The organism is Algoriphagus aestuariicola, from assembly GCF_017254835.1.
GTDB lineage: Bacteria > Bacteroidota > Bacteroidia > Cytophagales > Cyclobacteriaceae > Algoriphagus > Algoriphagus aestuariicola.
On sequence record NZ_JAFKCW010000004.1, the window covers coordinates 492,665 to 512,289 of the forward strand.

The following is a 19,625-nucleotide window of genomic DNA, read 5'->3' on the forward strand; positions in this document are numbered from 1 at the left end:
AAAATCTAATCCCCAGAATACCTTCTCCGGATCTCAACTTTGAGTTTTTGTCTTTCCCAAAGCGCTTTGGCCAAGTCGGGAGCGACCTGATCAGGTTCGGACTCGTGGAGAATTTGTTTGAGCTTGTATTCGGAGAGATCTACTCGATAGCAGATTTGAAGGAGATGCTCCAAGTTTCTGTCCATTAATTGACTGATCGCCCGTGTGAGCACCTGGAGGGCGGCCTCTTCCGAAAATCGCTCCTTTACTTCGGGCAATTGAAAATCTTTGGAGATCAGCGTGTAGGTTTCTTCTGAAAGACTTTGACTTATAGACAAAAAGAAAAACCCCGATAAGAATCGGGGCTGGAAAATTAAGCTTCTTTTTCCTCCTCGGCGCTTTCCTCTAAAACTTCAGGAGTTGATGCACGGATGATCTTGTACCAAGCAACCAGTTTCTTGATGTCTGAGGTATAAACACGGGCATCGTCGAAATCCGGGAGAACCGACTTTAGGAAAGCACGAAGTTCGGCGTCGGAAGAGGTGCTGTCCACTCCGGTGTCGCCTTTGTACTCGGCTTCGATTTTCTTCATTACCGACTCTAGGGGCTCTGCTCCCTCTTCAGTCAGGGTATAGATGGAAATGTCGCTAAGGATGGAAACCCGCTGCGCCATACCGGCCACTAGTTTGGCTTTCTTTTCATCCATTGATTCCAGCACAACTCCAGAACGAGTTGGCTTCAATACTTTATAGAGACCCGGCTTGCCGGCTACCGTTGCGATGTCTTTGAAATTCATGCGGTGATTTGTTTTCAGGCTGCAAATATAGAATTATCAATCAATTTGTCCGCTCTGACTCGTATTCCGAGATAAGTTCATCGACGAACTGCAATACCTCGTCTTTACCTGAGCCCTTTTCCGCGGAAGTAACAAAATAGTCGGGAATGTCTCCGAAAATATCCTCCATCTTGTTGAGGAAAGCTTTGACGTTTTTATCGGTTTGAGTCTTGGACTGCTTGTCCGCTTTGGTGAAAACGACCACAAAAGGTACGCCTTCCTCACCGCACCAATTCAGGAACTCGAGGTCGATCTTCTGCGGCTCCAGTCTGCTGTCGATGAGGACAAAGACACCGCAGAGATTATCCCTTCCGGTCAGGTAGGAGCTGATCATTTTTTCCCATTTGTCCTTGGTATCCTTGCTGACTTTGGCGAAGCCATAGCCTGGCAAATCCACCAAATACCAGCGGTCGTCGATCATAAAATGGTTGATTAGCTGGGTCTTTCCGGGTTTTTGTGAGGTCTTGGCCAGCTCTTTTACTCCAGTCAGCATATTGATCAAAGAGCTTTTACCCACGTTGGATCGGCCGATGAAGGCGATCTCCGCACGGTCAGGTTTGGGACATTTTTTTGGATCGGTATTGCTGACGACAAATTGGGCGTTTCGGATCATAGCTGTTCAGTTCGTTGCAAAAATACGCTTTTATTTTGGAAGGCTCGGACGGGCTTAAAAGCCAACAATTTTAGATTCCTCGGGTTTCTGTAGTAATATTGCGACAGCAAAGAAGATCCGTGATGGCCGTAGTACCCTACAAAGACAAGCAAGACTCCAAAAAGGAACAAGTAGCCGAGATGTTTAACAACATCAGTGGCAAATACGATCTGCTCAACCATGTGCTGAGCATGGGGATTGACATCATCTGGAGAAAGAAGGCCATCAAAATGCTGCAGAAGGATCATCCCAAGCTGATTTTGGACATTGCGACCGGCACGGGAGACTTTGCCATCGAGGCACTCGCCCTCAATCCGGACAAAATCATCGGTGTTGACATTTCGGAAGGGATGCTGTCAGAGGGTAAAAAGAAGATGCTCAAGCGGGGACTTCAGGACAAGATCGAGATGCAGTTGGGCGACTCCGAGGGATTACTCTTCGAGGATAATAAGTTTGATGCGGTGATCGTTTCCTTTGGAGTCAGGAACTTCGAAAATCTGGAAAAGGGTCTTGCCGATATGTATCGGGTGCTCAAGCCGGGAGGGAAGACGGTCATTTTGGAATTCAGCAAGCCCAAGGCGTTTCCCATGAAGCAAGCCTATGCGTTTTATTCCAATACGATTCTCCCCCAGGTGGGCAAGATTGTATCGAAGGACAATTCTGCTTATACTTATCTCCCTGAGTCAGTACAGGCCTTTCCAGATGGGGAGGATTTTCTGGCAGTTTTGAAAAAAGTCGGATTTCATAGCACGGTATGCAAACCTCTCACTTTCGGAATCAGCTCCATATACGTCGGACAAAAATAGGTTTTCTATTTTTGGTCGTTTTCGGGATCGGCATTCCGGGATTTTCCCAGGGACTTTTTGGCCTGACAAGTACTTCAGGGTCGGACGACAAAGTGCTTTCCTACGGTTTTTTTCTGGCAGGCCACAACGCCAGCTATCAGATCAGATATTCGGAAGAGTTTTTTGACCCTTCCAATAGCGAAATCCATTCAATCTACCCCAAGTTCAGCCCCGGCTTTTCATTGGGATTCACCGGGATCCTCAGATTGCATGATCAGGTAAATTTGCTTTTGACTCCCAAGATTGCATTCTATGAGTACCGTACCGATGTCAATATCTATACGCCCGTGGTCGATCAAACAGATGGGATTGACAATACCGTCGGCAACAGTCTAGGATATACCACCGAAGAAGCGGTGACGGAGGCTACCATGGTGGAGATTCCGCTCCTTTTCAAGTATAGATCACAGCGATTCAACAATACCCGGATGTATTTCATCGGAGGGGCCAGCTATCAGTTTCGTACCAAAAGTCAGGATGAAGCTAATCTTGACCCGATTGTCACCACGGGGCAGGATTTTGCCATCGAAGCGGGGATGGGCTTTGAGATCTATTTTAAATATTTCAAGTTTGCTCCCGAAATCAGGTTTTCCCACGGCCTGAACAATATCTACTACGCGGAGAAGAATTCGGCCGAGATCCGCGACGTCATCTCTTCTATCCGAAGAAAAGGGATCACGATCTATCTCAATTTCCAATAATTCGAGCCATTTCGGTTACGAAATTGTTTGCGTAAAAAGCAGCGGGATTCTAGGCTATTTACAGTCCCGCGGGTTAGCAAAGCAGAAGTTTATTGCTATTTTGAGGCGGACGGGGATGGTTAATTCCCGTTGATTGATTTTTACCCATATAACCGCTAGCTCAACCCATGAAATCCAAAATCTGGACGATCATCGTCCTAGCCGTGTTGCTTGTCTCCTTCGGCTCATTTCTCTTCCTCTTTATCGAAAACAAAGTCGAACCCAGGCTCGGCGGGATCCCCTACGTCTTTTGGACTGGACTACTGGTTGCGATTCTACTGGTAGTGCTGACCTACCTTGGATCTTTGTTTTTTCCCCATGAAGAAACGAAGAAGGCATGACGGGCTGGCTGATATTCTTTTTCACGCTCTTCTTGGCCTCTCTGGGCTTTGCATCTTACAAGTCTTATAGCAAAAACCGCAGTTCCGATGAGTTTATGCTTGCGGGGTCAAACATCGGTTCGATCTTAGGTTTCCTGACCTTTTCCGCAGCATTATTCAGTGCGTTTACGTTCATGGGCATGCCGGATTTTTTCCGCACGCACGGGGTTGGGGCTTGGATATTCCTAGCGGTTTCGGATGCTCTGATGGTATTTATGCTGATTTGGTTTGGCTATGCCTTACGCAAAAAGGCGTCTCAGGTCGGATACAAGGGAGTTGCCGGCTTTGTGCGGAGCTGCTTTCAAAATCGATGGGCAGGTTACCTAGTATTTGTGAGTTCCTTTCTTTTCCTGATACCCTACGTGGCGATTCAGATTCGGGGGATCTCGATCTTTCTCAATGCGGCTTTTCCAGACTTGATGCCCGATTGGGGTTGGTCGGCCTTGCTCGTGGTATTGATGCTCGTCTACTCTGAGATCGGGGGATTAAAAGCCATCATGTACAGCGACGCGATTCAAGGCGTGATTATGCTCGCGGTAATTTGGATTATCGGACTGACCTGTCTGTCTATGGCGGGAGGCTTAGAAGCTGGATTGGCCAAAGTAGAGGAGAGCAACGCTGCTTTGCTTTCACTTCCGGGGCCAAAAGGCTTGTTTTCCAGTCCTTTTTTGATTGCCTCGGCCATAGCCATTGTACTGATTCCAGTGTCCCAGCCCCAGTTTACCACGCGTTTGGTGGTATTGAAGAGTCTCAAGTCCGTTCACAAGATGGCCTATGCGGTTGGGGTTTTCGCCATCTTGGTCATTCTGCCGACGGCGTTTATCGGGTTGTATGGTGCGGTGAAATATCCCGAAAGTTCTACTGCCGATTTTCTTTCGTCCGCGCTGCTGTTTGACCAAGCGAGTCCGGTGGCGGCTTTGGCGGTAGTCGGTCTTTTCGCGGCGTGCCTCTCGACGACCAATGCGCAGATTTTTGCCCTTGGCACCGAGCTTCGTTCGCTGCTCTCCGGCTCGGACAAAGGCAACATGAGAGTCACGCAGCTGGCCATCCTGGTATTTTCCCTGATCGTTTTGGTGTTTTCGACCTATATGAGTGATGAGTTGGTACTATTGGCCAGGGTGAGTTTTGCTGGGACTTCCATGATTGCTCCGGTCGTGATGGGGGCGGTCATTTTCAAAAATCCACCCAAATCCCTCATTCTGGTTTCTGGGCTGGCCTTGGGTTACTTTGTCCTGTCACTGCTTGAGTTGGTTCCTGCGGGTTTTGCCGGATTGCCGACAGACGCCGCGATGTATGTTATTTTGATTCCTGTCTCCGTGCTTGTGATGCTCGCACACTATTTTACCCAAAAAACTACCCATGAAGCTTGATTCATCCTTTACAATTAATGAGTTAAAATCTCCCTTGGAGAAGTTCTGGACGCTTTCCGGTCAAAAAATCCGGATGATTGAGGAGTCTTTTGATACCCAAAAAGGAGCCCCCGTCTTTACCGAAAAAGGCAAGTATGTCACTCGCGGCTGGACTGAGTGGACCCAAGGTTTCCAGTTTGGTTCTTCCATTTTGCAGTTTGATGCGACTGGTGAAAAGGATTTTCTGGAGATCGGCCGTAGGAATACCGTGGAGAAAATGGCTCCGCACCTGACGCATATCGGAGTTCATGATCATGGGTTTAACAATGTCAGCACCTATGGCAACCTGCTTCGCCTAATCAACGAGGGCCGGATCGAGGGCTCGGACTGGGAAAAGGAATTTTACAAGATCGCTCTGAAAGTAACCGGAGCAGTACAGGCCACACGCTGGACCAAAATTCCAAGTGGTGGATTTATTTATTCGTTCAACGGGCCACATTCCCTATTTGTGGATACCATTCGCAGCTGCCGGGCTTTGGTGGTTTCTCACCAACTCGGACATGTGTTGCAGGCCGAAAACGACGTCAAAATCTCCCTGATCCAGCGAGCGATCCAACACATTTTGAGCACCGTACGCTACTCGATTTTTTATGGAAAAGGACGTGACAGCTATGACACTCCAGGACGAACCGCGCATGAGATTATCTTCAATACCAACGATGGCAACTATCGCTGCCCCAATTCCCAGCAGGGCTATACGGGATTCAGTACTTGGACCCGAGGTTTGGCTTGGGCGATATGCGGACTTGGGGAGACTTTGGAGATTCTTGATCAAATACCAGAGGCCGACTATTCCGAAGTGATTTCCAAAACCGATTTGATCAAGGAGATGTCTCAGGCCGCGATCGCGACTTCTGAGTTTTATCTCGCGCACACACCGACCGATGGAATTCCATATTGGGATACCGGAGCGCCTAATTTGCATAAAATGGGTGATTACCTCAACCGACCTGCAGATCCTTTCAATGAATTTGAACCAGTCGACAGTTCCGCTGCCTGCATCGCTGCCCAGGGCTTGATTCGCATCGGAAACTGGCTCCAAGAATCCGACCCGGAGCGTGGCAAAAAATATCAACAAGCAGGTATCCAGCTCGCTGGAGTTCTTTTTTCGGAACCCTACCTGTCTACCGATCCTAGTCATCAGGGCCTGATTTTGCACTCCATCTACCATCAACCCAATGGTTGGGACTACGTACCAGAAGCTGGAAAGGTCGCCCACGGGGAGTCCAGTATGTGGGGCGACTACCATGCCCGCGAACTGGCTTTGCTGCTTCAGCGAATAAGGAATGAAGAGGCTTATTATTCTTTCCTAAACTGCGTACCGGCATGAGCGGAAAATACAAACCGGCATATCCGCGAGTAGCCCAGCTGAAGACTGCAGAGCTTTTTCGTCAGCACTTGGAAAAGGAGGGCATCGCCATGGATTTCGATCCGGATTTGATTTCCGGATCTGATTCGCCTTTCGCCAGACCACATACGCTTCGCTCCGGCCGAAAAATCGGCAATGCAATGTGCATCCTTCCCATGGAAGGCTGGGATGGGACTACTGATGGACGTCCGACTGAATTGACCAAAAGACGGTGGAAGCATTTTGGTCTTAGCGGGGCCAAACTTCTCTGGGGTTGTGAGGCTGTGGCCGTGCGACCGGAAGGGCGCGCCAATCCCAACCAATTGATGCTCAATGAGCAGACCTTTCCCGATTTTGTCAGCCTTTTTGAGCTTGTACAGACTAGCCATAGGGAGCAATATGGCGATACAAATGACTTGCTGATTGGCTTGCAGTTGACCCACTCCGGGCGATTCTGCAAGCCCAATGACAAGAAGCGGATGGAACCAAGGATTCTTTATTCGCATCCTGTCTTAAACAAAAAGTTTGGCTTGGGAGATGACTATCCAATAATGTCGGATGAAGAGATCGATTCCATTATCGAGGACTACGTGAAGGCAGCCGTCTTGGCAAAAAGGGCGGGCTTCCATTTTGTTGACATCAAGCATTGCCACGGGTATTTGGGCCACGAATTTCTCAGCGCCTATGATCGGGAAGGGAAATACGGAGGCAGCTTTGAGAATCGGACGCGTTTCCTAAGAGATATCGTAAGTGGAATTCGCGCGGCCACTCCCGCTCTCGAGATAGGGGTGCGGATGAGTATTTTCGACTGGGTTCCTTTTCAGAAAGGTACTGAAGAAACCGGCGTACCAGCCCAGAACGCTCCTTATCGCTACGCTTTTGGAGGGGAAGAAAGCGGAACCCAGGCGGATATGTCGGAGTCTTTTCTATTTCTAGAGGAATTGGAGAAGCTGGGGATAGAGCTCTTCTGCACCACGGCCGGGAGCCCGTACTACAATCCCCATATTCAGCGACCTGCGCTCTTTCCACCCTCCGATGGGTATTTGCCGCCGGAAGATCCGCTTCACGGAGTGGCGCGCCAAATCCAAGCAAGTGCTGAAATCAAGAAAGCTTTTCCTAATCTCTATGTGGTCGGCTCTGCTTATTCTTACCTTCAGGAGTGGCTACCCAATGTAGGACAAAATGTACTGCGGACCGGAAAAGCGGATTCCATTGGCTTCGGTCGTATGGTACTCAGTTACCCGGATATGCCCGCAGATATTTTGGATGGAGCAGGACTGAAGAGGGCGAAGATTTGTCGAACCTTTTCCGACTGTACTACTGCTCCGAGAAACGGCATGATCTCAGGTTGCTATCCGCTCGACCCCTTGTACAAGGGCATGCCGGAATACGATCAACTTAAAGAGCTGAAAGGAGAATGAAAAAAGTAGCATTGATAACTGGAGGAACCCGGGGAATCGGACTGGGAATAGCAAAAAAGCTGGCTGAAGAGGGAATAGACTTGGCGCTGAATGGTATAAGGCCTGAATCCCAGGTCGTGGAGGTTTTGGAGGAGCTTCGCAAAAGCGGAGTTCGTGTGGAATATTTTCCGGGGAATATTGCGGAAAAGGCCGATCGTGATTCCATTTTGTCGGGAGTGAAAGAGAAGTTCGGAACGCTGAATTATCTGATCAACAACGCGGGCGTGGCTCCGCGGGTGCGCGCGGACGTCTTGGATGTTTCAGAGGAAGACTACGATCACCTGATGGATATCAATTTGCGGGGAACGTTTTTCTTGACTCAGGCTATCGCGGGTTTTTTGGTCGACCAAAAGATGGGAATGCCCGATTACGTTTTTGCCATTGTGACCGTTACCTCTGTATCGGCGAAACTTGCGTCCACCAACCGTGCAGCATATTGCATGGCGAAGGCCGGACTATCGATGATGTCACAAGTTTTGGCCGTCAAACTGGCGGAGTTTGACATTCCTGTCTATGAAATCCAGCCCGGAGTGATCGAGACTGATATGACCGAAAAGGTAAAAGCTGTCTATCATAAGCGGATTGAAAACGGCCTCACCTTGGAAGCAAGAATGGGGCAGCCCGAGGACATCGGCAAAGCGGTATCGGCCTTGCTCCGCGGTGATTTGCCCTATGCCACCGGCCAAATTCTGGCTTTGGATGGGGGAATGATGGTGGGGAGGTTGTAAATTTTTTGCAGTGGGATTGATTTGCCTATTTTGGACTTATGAAGGCATCCTTTAAAACAGAAATCCTTGCAGGAATCAGCACTTTTCTAGCCTGTTTTTATATCATCGTCGTCAACCCTGCCATTCTTTCCCAGGCAGGCATGCCCTTTCCGGCTGTCCTCACCGCGACCGTTTTGGTGTCGGCTTTCGGGAGCTTGATGATGGGGCTCTATGCCAAAAACCCCATTGTCGTTGCCCCCGGCATGGGCATCAACGCTTTTTTCACCTATACCGCGGTGATGGGTTTCGGTCTGAGCTTTGAGGAAGCTCTGGGAGCCGTGTTCTGGTCGGGCGTGATTTTCCTGCTGTTGTCCGTCTTTCAGACCCGGGAGAAAATCATCCAGGCGATTCCGCCCGCAATCCGTCATGCAGTTTCGGCAGGGATCGGGTTGTTCATCTGCTTTATCGGTTTTCAAAATGCCCATTTCATCGTCGACAATCCTGCGACGTTAGTAGGGATGTTTTCCTTCAGAGACCCGGTGACATTGACTTTCTTGGCTGGACTGCTTTTTACCGGAAGCTTGCTCGTCAGGAAGGTGCCTGGTGCGATCATCTTCGGAATCCTTTTCACCACGGCTTTGGCTTGGCCGATAGGACGATTTTGGAGTGACGCCTCAGCATACAATCTGGGAGTTTCTACCTTGGTCAACTACACCGGCTTTTTTGCCTGGCCAGACTTCAGTTTGGTGGGAAAGGCAGATATTCTGGGTTCTTTGCGCTTTGCGCATTTACCAGTCATCTTTGTTTTTACCTTCACGATTTTGTTTGATGGCATCTCCACATTCGTGGGGCTTTCCGAAGCTTCCGGCCTGAAGGATCCGGACGGGACCCCAAAAAACATGCGAAAGTCCCTGCTTACGGATTCGCTTGCCACGCTTTTTGCGGGATTGGTTGGGAGTAGCTCCGGGACGGCCTACATTGAGTCTGCGGTGGGAATTGAGGAGGGGGGAAGGACAGGCTTGACTGCTGTTACAGCCGGATTGCTGTTTTTGCCTTTTATGTTTTTTTCTCCCTTGCTTTCGGTCATTCCTTCTATTGCGAGCTCCATTGCGCTGGTGTTGGTGGGGTCATTTATGGTCATTCCGCTCACCAAGATCAACTGGCACGATCCTGCCGAGGCCTTGCCTTCTTTTCTCACAATTGTGCTGATCCCATTTACCTACAGCTTGTCGGTGGGTATTTCCTTCGGTTTTATCAGCTGGACCATACTCAAACTTCTTACGGGGAAAACATCTGAGCTGAACCCGATTTTGGCAGTTATCAGCGTACTTTCACTTTTCTTTTTGTGGATATGAAAAGACTAGCCGTACTGTTACTTTTTGTTTTTTTCTTGGGCAAAGCAGAGGCCCAGCGGATTGCCATTATGGGCGCCTTGGACCAAGAGATTGCCATTTTGATCGACTCCATGAGGTCTGTCAAAAAGGTAAACAAAGGGGGAATAGATTTCTACAAGGGAAAGCTAAAAGGGAAAAAGATTGTCCTGCTGAAAGCTGGGGTAGGTAAAGTCAACGCTGCATACAGCACGGCAATCCTGACTGAAAATTTCGAGCCCAGCATGTTGATTTTTACTGGGGTGGCTGGTGGATTGCATCCAGAAGCGATGCCAGGCGATCTTGTGATTGGGGAAAAGCTGGTTCAGTTTGATTTTGGGCAAGTGGATTCTGCAGGATTTACGGTTTCCCCTTTTCGCAAGCTGACTGGAGGGAGGCACGAGGATCTTTTTATCGCATCAGACCCAGCATTGCTTGAAAGGAGCGCCAGAGTAGCTGATAGAACAGTTCTTGAGCCGATTTCCGGCAGAGAACCTCGGGTATTTACCGGTGTCATTGCCACGGGTGATATTTTTGTGAGTAGCGACGAAAAAGCGGCATGGCTTTACGAAGAGTTTGATGCGCTGGCTACTGAAATGGAAGGGGCGGCGATTGCCCATATCTGTAGAACCCTAGGAATCCCTTTTGTAATCATCCGATCCTGCAGCGACAATGCCAACAACCACGCACGTATGAATTTCAACCAATTTGTCGGCCCTGCCTCGGTCAATTCAGCCCGAATTGTGATGGGGATTTTGGAGGATATGGAGTAATCAGGAACCATTCACAGTTTGCTGTTGGCTGGCTCCTGCAACTGCATGCTATTTCAAAACCTCCCTTGCGATTACGATTTTTTGGATCTCCGAAGTGCCTTCTCCAATGGTACAAAGTTTCGCGTCTCTGTAGTATTTTTCCACTGGATAATCCTTCGTAAAGCCATAGCCCCCAAAGATTTGCACTGCCTCGTTTGCAGCCCAAACCGCAACTTCGGAAGTGTAATATTTCGCTTGGGCGCCCTCCAAAGTCACGCTTTTCCCCTTGTTTTTGAGTACGGCAGCTTTTGAAATCAAAAGCCGTGCGGCCTCGATGCGGGTAGCCATGTCGGCGAGTTTGAACGAGATTCCCTGATAACTTGAAATCGGCTTGCCAAACTGTTGTCGTTCCTTGGAATATTGCACCGAGGCTTCAAATGCTCCCTCGGCAATACCCAGACCCAGCGCTGCGATAGAAATCCGACCGCCATCGAGCACTTTCATGGCTTGGATAAATCCCTCGCCTTCCTTGCCCAAAACCTGGCTCTGATGAACCCTACACTCATCGAAAATCATTTCGGCTGTCTCTGACGAACGCATGCCCATCTTGTCTTCCTTTCTTCCTCCTTTAAATCCAGGCGTTCCTTTTTCGATAATAAAGGCCGTCATCCCATGGCTGTCACCCAGTTCGCCAGTTCTCGCAATTACCACAGCGACATCACCCGAAACTCCATGGGTGATGAAGTTCTTGGCGCCGTTGATGACATAGTGGTCTCCGTCTTTTTTTGCGACGGTGCGCATGTTCCCCGCATCGGAACCGGTGTTTGGTTCGGTGAGTCCCCAAGCGCCTAGCCATTCGCAGGAGGCGAGTTTGGGCAGGTATTTTTGCTTTTGCTCTTCGGTGCCAAATAGCAGGATATGGCCGGAGCAGAGTGAGTTATGCGCAGCCATGGAAAGGCCGACGGAAGGATCGAGCTTTGACAATTCAGCAATGGCTGTGACATATTCCTCGTAGCCAAAGCCAGAACCGCCGTATTCTGAGGGAATCAGCACGCCCATGAGGCCCAATTCGCCTAGTTTTTTATAAAGTGCCCTCGGAAAAATCTGTTGATCGTCCCATTCCTTCCGGAAGGGAGCGATTTCCTTGGCTCCAAAATCCCGGATCATCTGCGCGATCATCCGCTGGTTTTCACTCTGAATAAAATCCATGCTAAAGTCAATTTGGGTTGTAATATGGTTCAACTCCAAAATGAGCATTTGGTTTGGTATCTGCAAATGCGGCAAAGAACCGGCTTTGGCAGCTTTATTCCCTCAATGGCTGATAGTCCATCCAGTCCACCTCAAGTTCAAAGCGTCTTCCGGGTCGCTCTACGGAATTTGGGTTGGTCTCGACCGCCCAGTTGTCTGTGTGCCAAAAATTCATGCGGTAGCGGGAGGGATGTTGGGGAATACCTCTCTTTCCTTCGTAGTCCCAGAGCACGACGGTGTCTGCGGTCACCGGATGGAGCAGCCACCAGCGAACGCGGTCTGCATGCCAATCAAAGCCATAGGTATGAAATTGCGTGGAGGCATTAAATCCCCCGATGGTCTCGATTTTCTCTGGTAGGGCCATATTTTCTTTGAGCGCTTCCCGTAGATCGCTACCGTCTTCCCGGTATTCGGTGGCGTAGATCTTTCCTGTTGCAAGATTGATCGTACGACCAACCCGCTTGAGCTTGCCGGAATGTCCCGTCCAGGTTCCGACATAGATTATCTCTGGGTCAGCAATCAGCCATTCCATATCCACTTCACTCAGCCCTAGCTTGGGGTCATTTTGGTAGGTGAAATAACCTACTACTGCTCCGACATTGGGCTGCTCGTCGCTTGCGGGGATTTTGAGTCGGGTCGAGTAGGTGCCAAAATGGGTAAGATGGTTGGATATAATCTCAGGGCCTTTTCCGGGGCCAGCCTTTTCACTGGGATGAAGCTTGAAAGACAGCACGCGAGCGCTCGACTCGAATTTAGACTTCTTCCCGGACTTCCACTTGAATGCAGCTTTTCTTCCTGTGGAACCATAGTGGAAATTCTCCAAATCGGCGGAGGAAAACTCTTCACGAAAGGCTGGATGGAATTCAGCTTTTTTTTGGTCGCTTTGGAATAAGAGGGAGAGGAAAAGAGCGGAAAAGAGGGTGGATTTCATGGAACTCGATTCTGTCGAATTTAATCAGGAAGTGCGAAAGCCACATATGCATCGCCACTTTTGGTGCCCTTGCCACCGCCGCAGGCAATGACTAGGTATTGTTTTCCATTTTTTCCAAAGACCGCTGGCGTGGCATGGCCCGCTGCTGGAAGCTGGGCTTCCCAGAGCAACTCTCCGGTTTCTTTATCAAAGGCTCTGATCTTTTCGTCCTTGGTGGCCGCAATAAAAAGAACTCCACCAGCAGTCGTGACCGGTCCTCCGTAATTTTCTATACCTGTATTTTTAAAGCCCTGATGAGCCAGTGAATCGACGTTGCCCAATGGAATCTGCCATTTTTTTAACCCTGTATTCATATCGATAGCGGTTAGAAGTCCCCAAGGCGGATTGGAGCCATAGAGACCGTCTTTTGTGAGCAGGCGCTTATAGCCTTTCATGTAATAGCGGGGATAGAGCTTCGAGCTTTCTGATGCTAATTCTTTTTTGTCCCCTTCTTCAGCTTTTCCGAATAGAAAATCAATCAGTACACCTCTTTCCTCTGAAGAAATGTGACTGAAAGATGGCATGGCGCCGCGGCCTTGTCTGAGAAGTTTTTCAAGGGAATCCGTGGCATATTTTTCCTTCAAACCGACCAAGGAAGGAATCGAGGGGGGATTTCCTTTTCGGTCTAAGCCATGGCAGTTTCCGCAGTAGTTGGTATAGATGGATTGGCCCACGTTACCAAAACTCGCATTGGGAGTCATCTCGATCAGCCAGGGGATTTGATTCGCATTGACATACAGCGTCTGCGTTTCTGGATCAAAGGATGCCCCTCCCCACTCGCCTCCGCCGTCCATGCCGGGAAAGAGCACGATGGGTCTCTCCGGATGCGGTGGAGCCCAGGTGTCACCGAGAATGGCATTGTTGAGCTGGTTTCTGATGTCTGATTCCCAGTCCGGCTTGAGGTTGAGGATGTCTTTTTCCTCAAAAACCATCTTCATAAATGGCTCCGGCATGGAAGGGGTTGGCTGGGTTTTGGAACTCACCTCCCCGGGCATGACGCTTTGGGTGACGGGAGTTTCCGGAATAGGCCAGATGGGCTCGCCGCTTTCCCGGTCAAAGACATAGGTCATGCCCTGTTTGGAAATTTGGGCGACCGCGTCGATCCATTTTCCATCCTTTTGGATGCGGATAAGATTGGGGTTGGCGGGGAAATCTCGATCCCAAACGTCGTGGTGGACCGCCTGAAAGTGCCAGATTCTTTGTCCTGTACGGGCATCCAAAGCCAAGAGCGAATTGGCGTACAGGTTGTCTCCCGAGCGATACCCTCCCCAGAAATCGTAGGTCGCCGAGCCGGTAGGCACGTAGACGATTCCCCGATCTTGATCCACAGTCATTCCTGCCCAGTTGTTTGCCCCGCCGATTTGTTGGATGTATTTGGGATCCCAAGTTTCATATCCTTCTTCTCCGGGTTGTGGAATGGTGTGGAAAATCCATTCTCTCTTCCCGGTCTTAACATTATAGGCTCGGATATGTCCAGGAGCTGCATCCAGCCCTTCTGAAAGACGCATGCCCAAAATGATTTTGTCCTCGAAAATGGCGCCTGGTGAATTGGACACAATTAGAAAATCCTCCAAATCCGTGTCCAATTCTTTTCGCAAGTCCACTTTTCCTTGTTCTCCAAAATCGAGGATGGGTTGTCCTGTCAACGCATTCAGCGCCATTAGCCAGTTGCCGGCGGTGAAGAGGATACGGGCTTCCTCCCCGCTCTGCCAATAGCTGAGGCCACGGTTGGTGCCTGCCCAGGAATTTTCCCCTCCGAGCAGAGCAAAAGGATCAAATCGCCAATGCTCCTCGCCAGTGCCTGCGTCCAATGCAAAGACGTTCAGCTGGGGGGTGGTGGCGTAGAGTATGCCATTTGCCACGATGGGCTGGCACTGGATCTGGCTTCGCTCCGTGGCGTCGCCCGTGTGGTAAGTCCAGGCAACTTGAAGCTGGGAGACGTTTTCTGTAGTGATCTGTGTCAAATCCGAATACCTCGAACCGTCCTCAGGACCTCCATAGTGCGGCCAGTCGGTGTAGCTTATATCAGCGGGTTTTTCTGAGCAGGAGAAGATGAGCGCGAACAGTGTAAGGGCGAAAAGGGTTTTGCAGGTCATTTGGACTTATTTGGAGGTAGAAGATCGGGAAAAGTTGGTTCAACGCAAAACCGCGGAGATCGCAAAGATTAAGGTAGAAAGATCTTATGCATTTGAGGCTTATTTGAATTTTTCATGAGCCTGATGGGTGAAGGCAAAGGGATAAGAAGAAAAGAACTGGTGGGTTTTAGATTCTCAGTCTAATTCTCTGCGCTCTTTGCGTCTTCGCGGTGAAAAAAGTATCTACCTTTGGGGCCATGTGGAAAGAAATCTCCGTCTTGATCCGAAAGGAAATTACTCTCGAATGGCGCCAAAAGTATGCGCTGAACGGGATTTTGCTCTATGTGGTCTCGGCGGTTTTCATCACCTACTTGAGTGTGGGGGCGAGATCCGGAACGCTTTCCATTCCGACTTGGAATGCCGTCTATTGGATCATCATCCTGTTTTCTTCGGTCAATGCAGTGGCCAAAAGTTTTGTGCAGGAGCATCAGGGGCGCCAACTCTACTACTACATGATAGCCTCTCCCGAGGCCATTATTCTTTCCAAAATCATTTATAATATTGGCCTCACCCTGATTTTGGCTTTGCTTGGCTATTTGGTTTTTTCAGTGATTTTGGGCAATCCCGTGCAGGATCAGCCGCTCTTTTTGCTCAATCTGGTCTTGGGAGCAGTCGGCTTTTCGGCCAGCCTCACCATGGTGAGCGGGATCGCTTCCAAGGCCGGCAACAATGCCACGCTGATGGCGATTTTGAGCTTTCCCGTGATCATCCCCATTCTCCTGATGGCGATCCGAATTTCCAAAAATGCCCTTGATGGCCTGGATTGGAGTGTCAGCGCGGATAAGCTGCTGAGCCTTTTGGCGATCAATGCCATCGTCGGGGTGACAGCATATATTCTGTTTCCCTATTTGTGGAGAAGCTAGAGGATTTACTATTTGGGATTTTTGATTTATGGCGTTCGGTCGCACTTTTTGGTGGAAATGCGATGACGACCACCGGCAACTTTTCAATTTTTAACCTTACAACTTTCCAATCCGAATTTTTCAACCTTTCAACCCTTCGAATCCACTCAGGGTGACGGATAAATTCCAATCTCCCTATCTTTAACTTATGGAAAACAAAATTGCCCTGATCACCGGTGCTACTTCCGGGATCGGAAAAGCCTGCGCTTTGACCCTTGCCAAGATGGGTTTTGACATCATCGCCACGGGCAGAAGACAGGATCGCTTGGAAGACTTGGGAAAAGAACTAGCGCCCAGAGTCCGTTTTTTGCCACTGGTGTTTGACGTGCGGGATCGGGATAAAGTCGGAGAGATTCTCGGAAATCTTCCCGATGAATGGTCAGCCATCGACGTGCTGATCAACAATGCCGGCAATGCCCATGGCATGGACCCAATCCAGACTGGCAGCCTGGACGATTGGGATGCGATGATGGACATCAATGTCAAAGGCTTGCTCTACGTGTCCAAAGCCATCATCCCGGGAATGACCGAACGCAAGTCCGGTATGATCATCAACATCGGCTCGATTGCAGGGAAGGAAGTCTATCCCAACGGAAATGTTTACTGCGGTTCCAAGCATGCCGTCGATGCGATTACCAAAGGGATGCGGATCGATTTGAATCCTTTTGGGATTCGCGTGGTTGGCATCCATCCAGGTCTGGTGGAAACTGAGTTTTCGATAGTCCGGTTTAAAGGCGACGAGGCCCGGGCTGAATCGGTGTACAAAGGGCTGGAGCCCTTAGTCGCCCAAGATATCGCCGATATAGTAGAATTTGCCGTGAGCAGGCCACCCCACGTGGTTTTGGCGGATGTAGTAGTCCTTCCCACCGCACAGGGATCGGCGGCCTTGGTCAACAGAAACTCCACAAAATGATACGATCTGCGATAGTTTTTTTGAGCTTGGCAGCCGCCTGCTCTTCACCAGTCAAGAGTGATCAGGAAATCTTTTCCGAACAACAAAGAGAAGTCTTGGATCCGGTGAAGGAAACCGAGCTGGAGCCGGCTCTGCCTGAGCTGGAGCAAAAACTGATTTCCCAAGGCTTGGTGGATGTGCAGCAGGTCGTGCCAGGAGTCAAGATCGAGCTGAAGTATTCAACCACCGATAATTTCTTTGGAAAGGATGTGTACGGCGACCACGTACGGTGCTACCTGCAGCCCGAGGTGGCCGAGATGGTGGGAAAAGCCCAAGAAAACCTCCAAAAGGAAAATCCAAATCTTACGCTCCTGATCTATGATGGCGTGAGGCCGCTCAGCGTGCAGCAGATTCTTTGGGATAGTCTGGATAAGCCGGACAGCATCAAGCCGCTGTATGTCGCCGATCCAAAAGTCGGAGGCCTGCACAATTTCGGAGTTGCCGTGGACCTGACGATTTTTGATTCGGAAGCGGATTCGGTTTTGGATATGGGAACTGCCTACGACTATTTTGGCTATGCGGCTTATCCTGATCGGGAAAAGCAAATGCTGGCTGAGGGTAAAATTACTGCAGCCCAGATCTCCAATCGCGAGATTCTGAGAAAGGTGATGACCACGGCCGGTTTTCAGGGAATAGGCAGCGAATGGTGGCACTTCAACGCTTTTTCCAGAAAGCAAGCCGGGGAAAAATTTGAGCTGATCCAATAAACCAAGTAGACTTTCTGCTACATTGGGTATCCTGCTCCGGTATTGAGCAGCAGGACGCGCTCACTGGGTTGGATTTTGTTTTCTGAGATTAGTTTTTTCAGCCCTTCCCAAACCGCGGCGCCTTCCGGGCAGATCGACAGGTTTTCCGAAAGTCCAATCTCATTTATTCCCTTTATGATTTCTCTGTCACTCACGGTGACTACCTCCCCATCGGATTCCCGAATGACTCTTACAATCAAGTCAGCCGCGAAAGCCTGGGGAACCGAAAGACCATAGGCAATGGACATCGTGTAGTCCTCGGGCGAGGATTGAACTCCACGTATCCGGTCCGCGATCGGCGCGCAGCCTTCTGCCTGAACGGCGACCATTCGTGGAAACTTCTCGGGGCTAAGCAATCCCATTTGTGCGAGCTCTTGGAAAGCTTTCCAAATACCGATCAAGCCAGTTCCCCCTCCGGTCGGGTAGAGTATCACATCGGGCAGTTGGTCTGTGAGTTGTTCAAAGATCTCATAGCCCATGGTTTTCTTTCCTTCGAGTCGGTAGGGTTCTTTCATCGTGGCGAGGTTAAATGCTCCCCTCTTTGCTTGGATTTCACTTGCGATTCGGCCGCAGGCATTAATCATCCCAGAGACTTGGATCAGATTGGCGCCATATTTTTCACATGTTTCTTTGAAATGCTCCGGGGTATCTTTTGGCATGATGACCGTGGCGTGCAAGCCTGCTGCCCTAGCGTAGGCGCTGAGGGCTCCACCGGCATTTCCGGCCGTAGGAATGACCAGTTCCTCTATCCCCAACTCAAGCGCTTTGCTTACAGCCATGCTCAATCCTCTTGCTTTGAAGGAACCTGTTGGATTGCCGCTTTCGTCTTTGATCAAAAGATGGCGCAGTCCGTATCGGTTGGCCAAAGTGGGCCATTCCACGATTGGTGTCAGCCCCTCACCGAGCGTAACGCGGTTTTTCACATCGAAAAGCGGAAGGTAATGGGCGTAACGCCACATGGACCCAGTGTCCTCCACGACCAATGGCTCAGAGGCGAGCGCATATTCGGCAACCAAGGGCTGGTTGCAGCAGGTAGCGAAGGTCTGTAGGAGGCGCGGAGAATAGTTTTTACCGCAGGAGGGACACTGGAGCTTGCGCAGCAGGGAGAGTTGGGAAAGTGGTAGTGTAGTCATACCCGAATTTAACGGGCCTTTCCGGAGGGATAAGATACTGCTTTGTTATGGGTTATAACTTCTCGTTATAGATGGTTCTGGCTTTTCGGATAAACTTTCGCATCAGGCCATGCCTTTCCTCACCCTTTCTGGTCACGAAGCTGAATTCCCGCATTACCTCGAAGCCAGGGACGTTGATCTCCTTCAAGACTCCAGACTTTAATTCTTTTTGTACAGCCAAGCGGGACAGAAAGCCAACAGCCTCGGCTTCGATCAGGTAATTTTTGAGTGCCTCAGTACCTCCCAGCCGGGCTATTACGTTCAGCTCGAAAAGCTTGATTCCTCTTTCTTCGAAAGCTTGCGAGAGCGTAGCCAAAGTTCCAGAACCTCTTTCCCGAAGTGCCATCCGACAGTGGACCAATTCCTCAAAGGGGAGTTTGTCTTTGGCATAGGGACTGGAGGAAGCACAAACCGGAATAATTCCATCGAGCATGAAGGGCTCGGATTGATAGGCATTGGTGTGGTGAAACGACTCGACGCAGGCCATATCGATCTCTTGAGAATCCAAGGCTTTGAGTATGGTTTCGCTGTTGCCGTTAAGCAAAAGGATCTGAGCGCCTGGAATTTCGCGATGGAGAGCTGCTAGGATTTTGGGGATCACATAGAGTGAAGAGGTGGTGCTTGCCCCGATTTTGATTTCCCCTTTGATCTCCTCGTCCTTTTTCAGCGCATCGAAGTAAGTGCGGATTCCTTTCTGAATTCGCACCGCTGGCTGAAGTTCTTCCAGGAGTTGGTCACCGGCAGGGGTGAGCAAAATCATGTTCCCTTTCCTGACAAAAAGCGCCGCGCCCAGCTCCCCTTCCAATTGTTGGATATGCTTGCTCACTGCAGGCTGGGAGATAAAGAGGTGCTCGGCAGCCTTTGAAAAACTCAAATGACGGGCAACAACGAGAAAAACTTCATAGCGGTAGTCAATCACTTTGCTTGAGTTTAGGTGGGAATGGACGCTCCGCCCAAAGTTGGGACAAGCTGTCTGAATACCCAACTGTAACTGGATAAATGGACAGAGATCAGTCCATATCA

Annotated in this window: 20 protein-coding genes; 12 read left to right on the forward strand and 8 right to left on the reverse strand. The window is 49.8% G+C overall.

The features are described 5' to 3' along the window. Positions 1–5 precede the first annotated feature (5 nt). The 3 genes from J0A67_RS18370 to yihA are packed head-to-tail and all read right to left on the reverse strand — an operon-like array spanning position 6 to position 1,427. Positions 6–317, reverse strand: a complete 312-nt coding sequence (locus tag J0A67_RS18370) for a hypothetical protein (RefSeq protein ID WP_241265250.1) — start codon at positions 315–317, stop codon at positions 6–8. A 35-nt stretch (positions 318–352) separates the two neighbouring features. Then, the gene (locus J0A67_RS18375; protein ID WP_206570855.1) at positions 353–775 is read right to left on the reverse strand and encodes a DUF5606 family protein; all 423 of its coding nucleotides are present in this window, start codon (positions 773–775) and stop codon (positions 353–355) included. A gap of 40 nt (positions 776–815) precedes the next feature. After that, entirely contained in the window at positions 816–1,427 is a 612-nt protein-coding gene (gene yihA, locus J0A67_RS18380) for a ribosome biogenesis GTP-binding protein YihA/YsxC (RefSeq protein WP_206570856.1), read from the reverse strand. A 122-nt stretch (positions 1,428–1,549) separates the two neighbouring features. On the opposite strand from yihA, the gene ubiE reads away from it, so the two are divergent. The 9 genes from ubiE (at position 1,550) to J0A67_RS18425 (ending at position 10,498) form a co-directional block, all read left to right on the forward strand. Beyond that, positions 1,550–2,272 (forward strand): bifunctional demethylmenaquinone methyltransferase/2-methoxy-6-polyprenyl-1,4-benzoquinol methylase UbiE, encoded by a 723-nt coding sequence (ubiE, locus tag J0A67_RS18385; RefSeq protein ID WP_206570857.1) that lies wholly within the window; start codon positions 1,550–1,552, stop codon positions 2,270–2,272. 11 nt (positions 2,273–2,283) lie between these two features. Then, positions 2,284–3,012, forward strand: a complete 729-nt coding sequence (porT, locus tag J0A67_RS18390) for a type IX secretion/gliding motility protein PorT/SprT (protein WP_317195069.1) — start codon at positions 2,284–2,286, stop codon at positions 3,010–3,012. Between the two features lie 167 nt (positions 3,013–3,179). Then, complete coding sequence (locus tag J0A67_RS18395; protein WP_206570859.1) at positions 3,180–3,392, forward strand: hypothetical protein; 213 nt, start codon at positions 3,180–3,182, stop codon at positions 3,390–3,392. Further along, a complete protein-coding gene (locus J0A67_RS18400; RefSeq protein ID WP_206570860.1) occupies positions 3,389–4,801 on the forward strand; it encodes a sodium:solute symporter family protein in 1,413 nt (470 codons plus the stop codon). The genes J0A67_RS18395 and J0A67_RS18400 overlap by 4 nt, the downstream gene beginning before the upstream one ends. Next, on the forward strand, positions 4,791–6,170 hold the full coding sequence (locus J0A67_RS18405; RefSeq protein ID WP_206570861.1) for a glycoside hydrolase family 88 protein: 1,380 nt from the start codon (positions 4,791–4,793) through the stop codon (positions 6,168–6,170). The genes J0A67_RS18400 and J0A67_RS18405 overlap by 11 nt, the downstream gene beginning before the upstream one ends. Next, positions 6,167–7,609, forward strand: coding sequence for an oxidoreductase (locus tag J0A67_RS18410; protein ID WP_206570862.1), 1,443 nt, complete (start codon positions 6,167–6,169; stop codon positions 7,607–7,609). Before J0A67_RS18405 ends, J0A67_RS18410 begins: the two co-directional genes overlap by 4 nt. Further along, entirely contained in the window at positions 7,606–8,376 is a 771-nt protein-coding gene (locus J0A67_RS18415) for a 3-ketoacyl-ACP reductase (RefSeq protein ID WP_206570863.1), read from the forward strand. Before J0A67_RS18410 ends, J0A67_RS18415 begins: the two co-directional genes overlap by 4 nt. Before the next feature lie 38 nt (positions 8,377–8,414). Further along, a complete protein-coding gene (locus tag J0A67_RS18420; RefSeq protein WP_206570864.1) occupies positions 8,415–9,710 on the forward strand; it encodes an NCS2 family permease in 1,296 nt (431 codons plus the stop codon). Beyond that, positions 9,707–10,498: a 5'-methylthioadenosine/adenosylhomocysteine nucleosidase gene (locus tag J0A67_RS18425; protein ID WP_206570865.1), complete on the forward strand. Its 792-nt coding sequence runs from the start codon at positions 9,707–9,709 to the stop codon at positions 10,496–10,498. The genes J0A67_RS18420 and J0A67_RS18425 overlap by 4 nt, the downstream gene beginning before the upstream one ends. 48 nt (positions 10,499–10,546) lie before the next feature. On the opposite strand, the gene J0A67_RS18430 is transcribed toward J0A67_RS18425, so the two are convergent. From J0A67_RS18430 to J0A67_RS18440, 3 genes are all read right to left on the reverse strand, one after another. Next, on the reverse strand, positions 10,547–11,686 hold the full coding sequence (locus J0A67_RS18430; RefSeq protein WP_206570866.1) for an acyl-CoA dehydrogenase family protein: 1,140 nt from the start codon (positions 11,684–11,686) through the stop codon (positions 10,547–10,549). A gap of 94 nt (positions 11,687–11,780) precedes the next feature. Continuing rightward, positions 11,781–12,656: a glycoside hydrolase family 16 protein gene (locus J0A67_RS18435; protein ID WP_206570867.1), complete on the reverse strand. Its 876-nt coding sequence runs from the start codon at positions 12,654–12,656 to the stop codon at positions 11,781–11,783. A gap of 20 nt (positions 12,657–12,676) precedes the next feature. Continuing rightward, positions 12,677–14,791 (reverse strand): outer membrane protein assembly factor BamB family protein, encoded by a 2,115-nt coding sequence (locus tag J0A67_RS18440; protein ID WP_206570868.1) that lies wholly within the window; start codon positions 14,789–14,791, stop codon positions 12,677–12,679. 236 nt (positions 14,792–15,027) lie between these two features. On the opposite strand from J0A67_RS18440, the gene J0A67_RS18445 reads away from it, so the two are divergent. The 3 genes from J0A67_RS18445 (at position 15,028) to J0A67_RS18455 (ending at position 17,391) form a co-directional block, all read left to right on the forward strand. Continuing rightward, on the forward strand, positions 15,028–15,693 hold the full coding sequence (locus tag J0A67_RS18445) for a heme exporter protein CcmB (RefSeq protein ID WP_206570869.1): 666 nt from the start codon (positions 15,028–15,030) through the stop codon (positions 15,691–15,693). A gap of 187 nt (positions 15,694–15,880) precedes the next feature. Continuing rightward, a complete protein-coding gene (locus J0A67_RS18450; protein WP_206570870.1) occupies positions 15,881–16,645 on the forward strand; it encodes an SDR family NAD(P)-dependent oxidoreductase in 765 nt (254 codons plus the stop codon). Then, the gene (locus J0A67_RS18455; RefSeq protein ID WP_206570871.1) at positions 16,642–17,391 is read left to right on the forward strand and encodes a M15 family metallopeptidase; all 750 of its coding nucleotides are present in this window, start codon (positions 16,642–16,644) and stop codon (positions 17,389–17,391) included. The genes J0A67_RS18450 and J0A67_RS18455 overlap by 4 nt, the downstream gene beginning before the upstream one ends. A 17-nt stretch (positions 17,392–17,408) precedes the next feature. Here J0A67_RS18455 and J0A67_RS18460 read toward each other — a convergent pair whose 3' ends face one another. Next, positions 17,409–18,563, reverse strand: coding sequence for a threonine synthase (locus tag J0A67_RS18460; RefSeq protein ID WP_206570872.1), 1,155 nt, complete (start codon positions 18,561–18,563; stop codon positions 17,409–17,411). Between the two features lie 52 nt (positions 18,564–18,615). Continuing rightward, the gene (locus J0A67_RS18465) at positions 18,616–19,521 is read right to left on the reverse strand and encodes a LysR substrate-binding domain-containing protein (RefSeq protein WP_206570873.1); all 906 of its coding nucleotides are present in this window, start codon (positions 19,519–19,521) and stop codon (positions 18,616–18,618) included. Positions 19,522–19,625 lie beyond the last annotated feature (104 nt).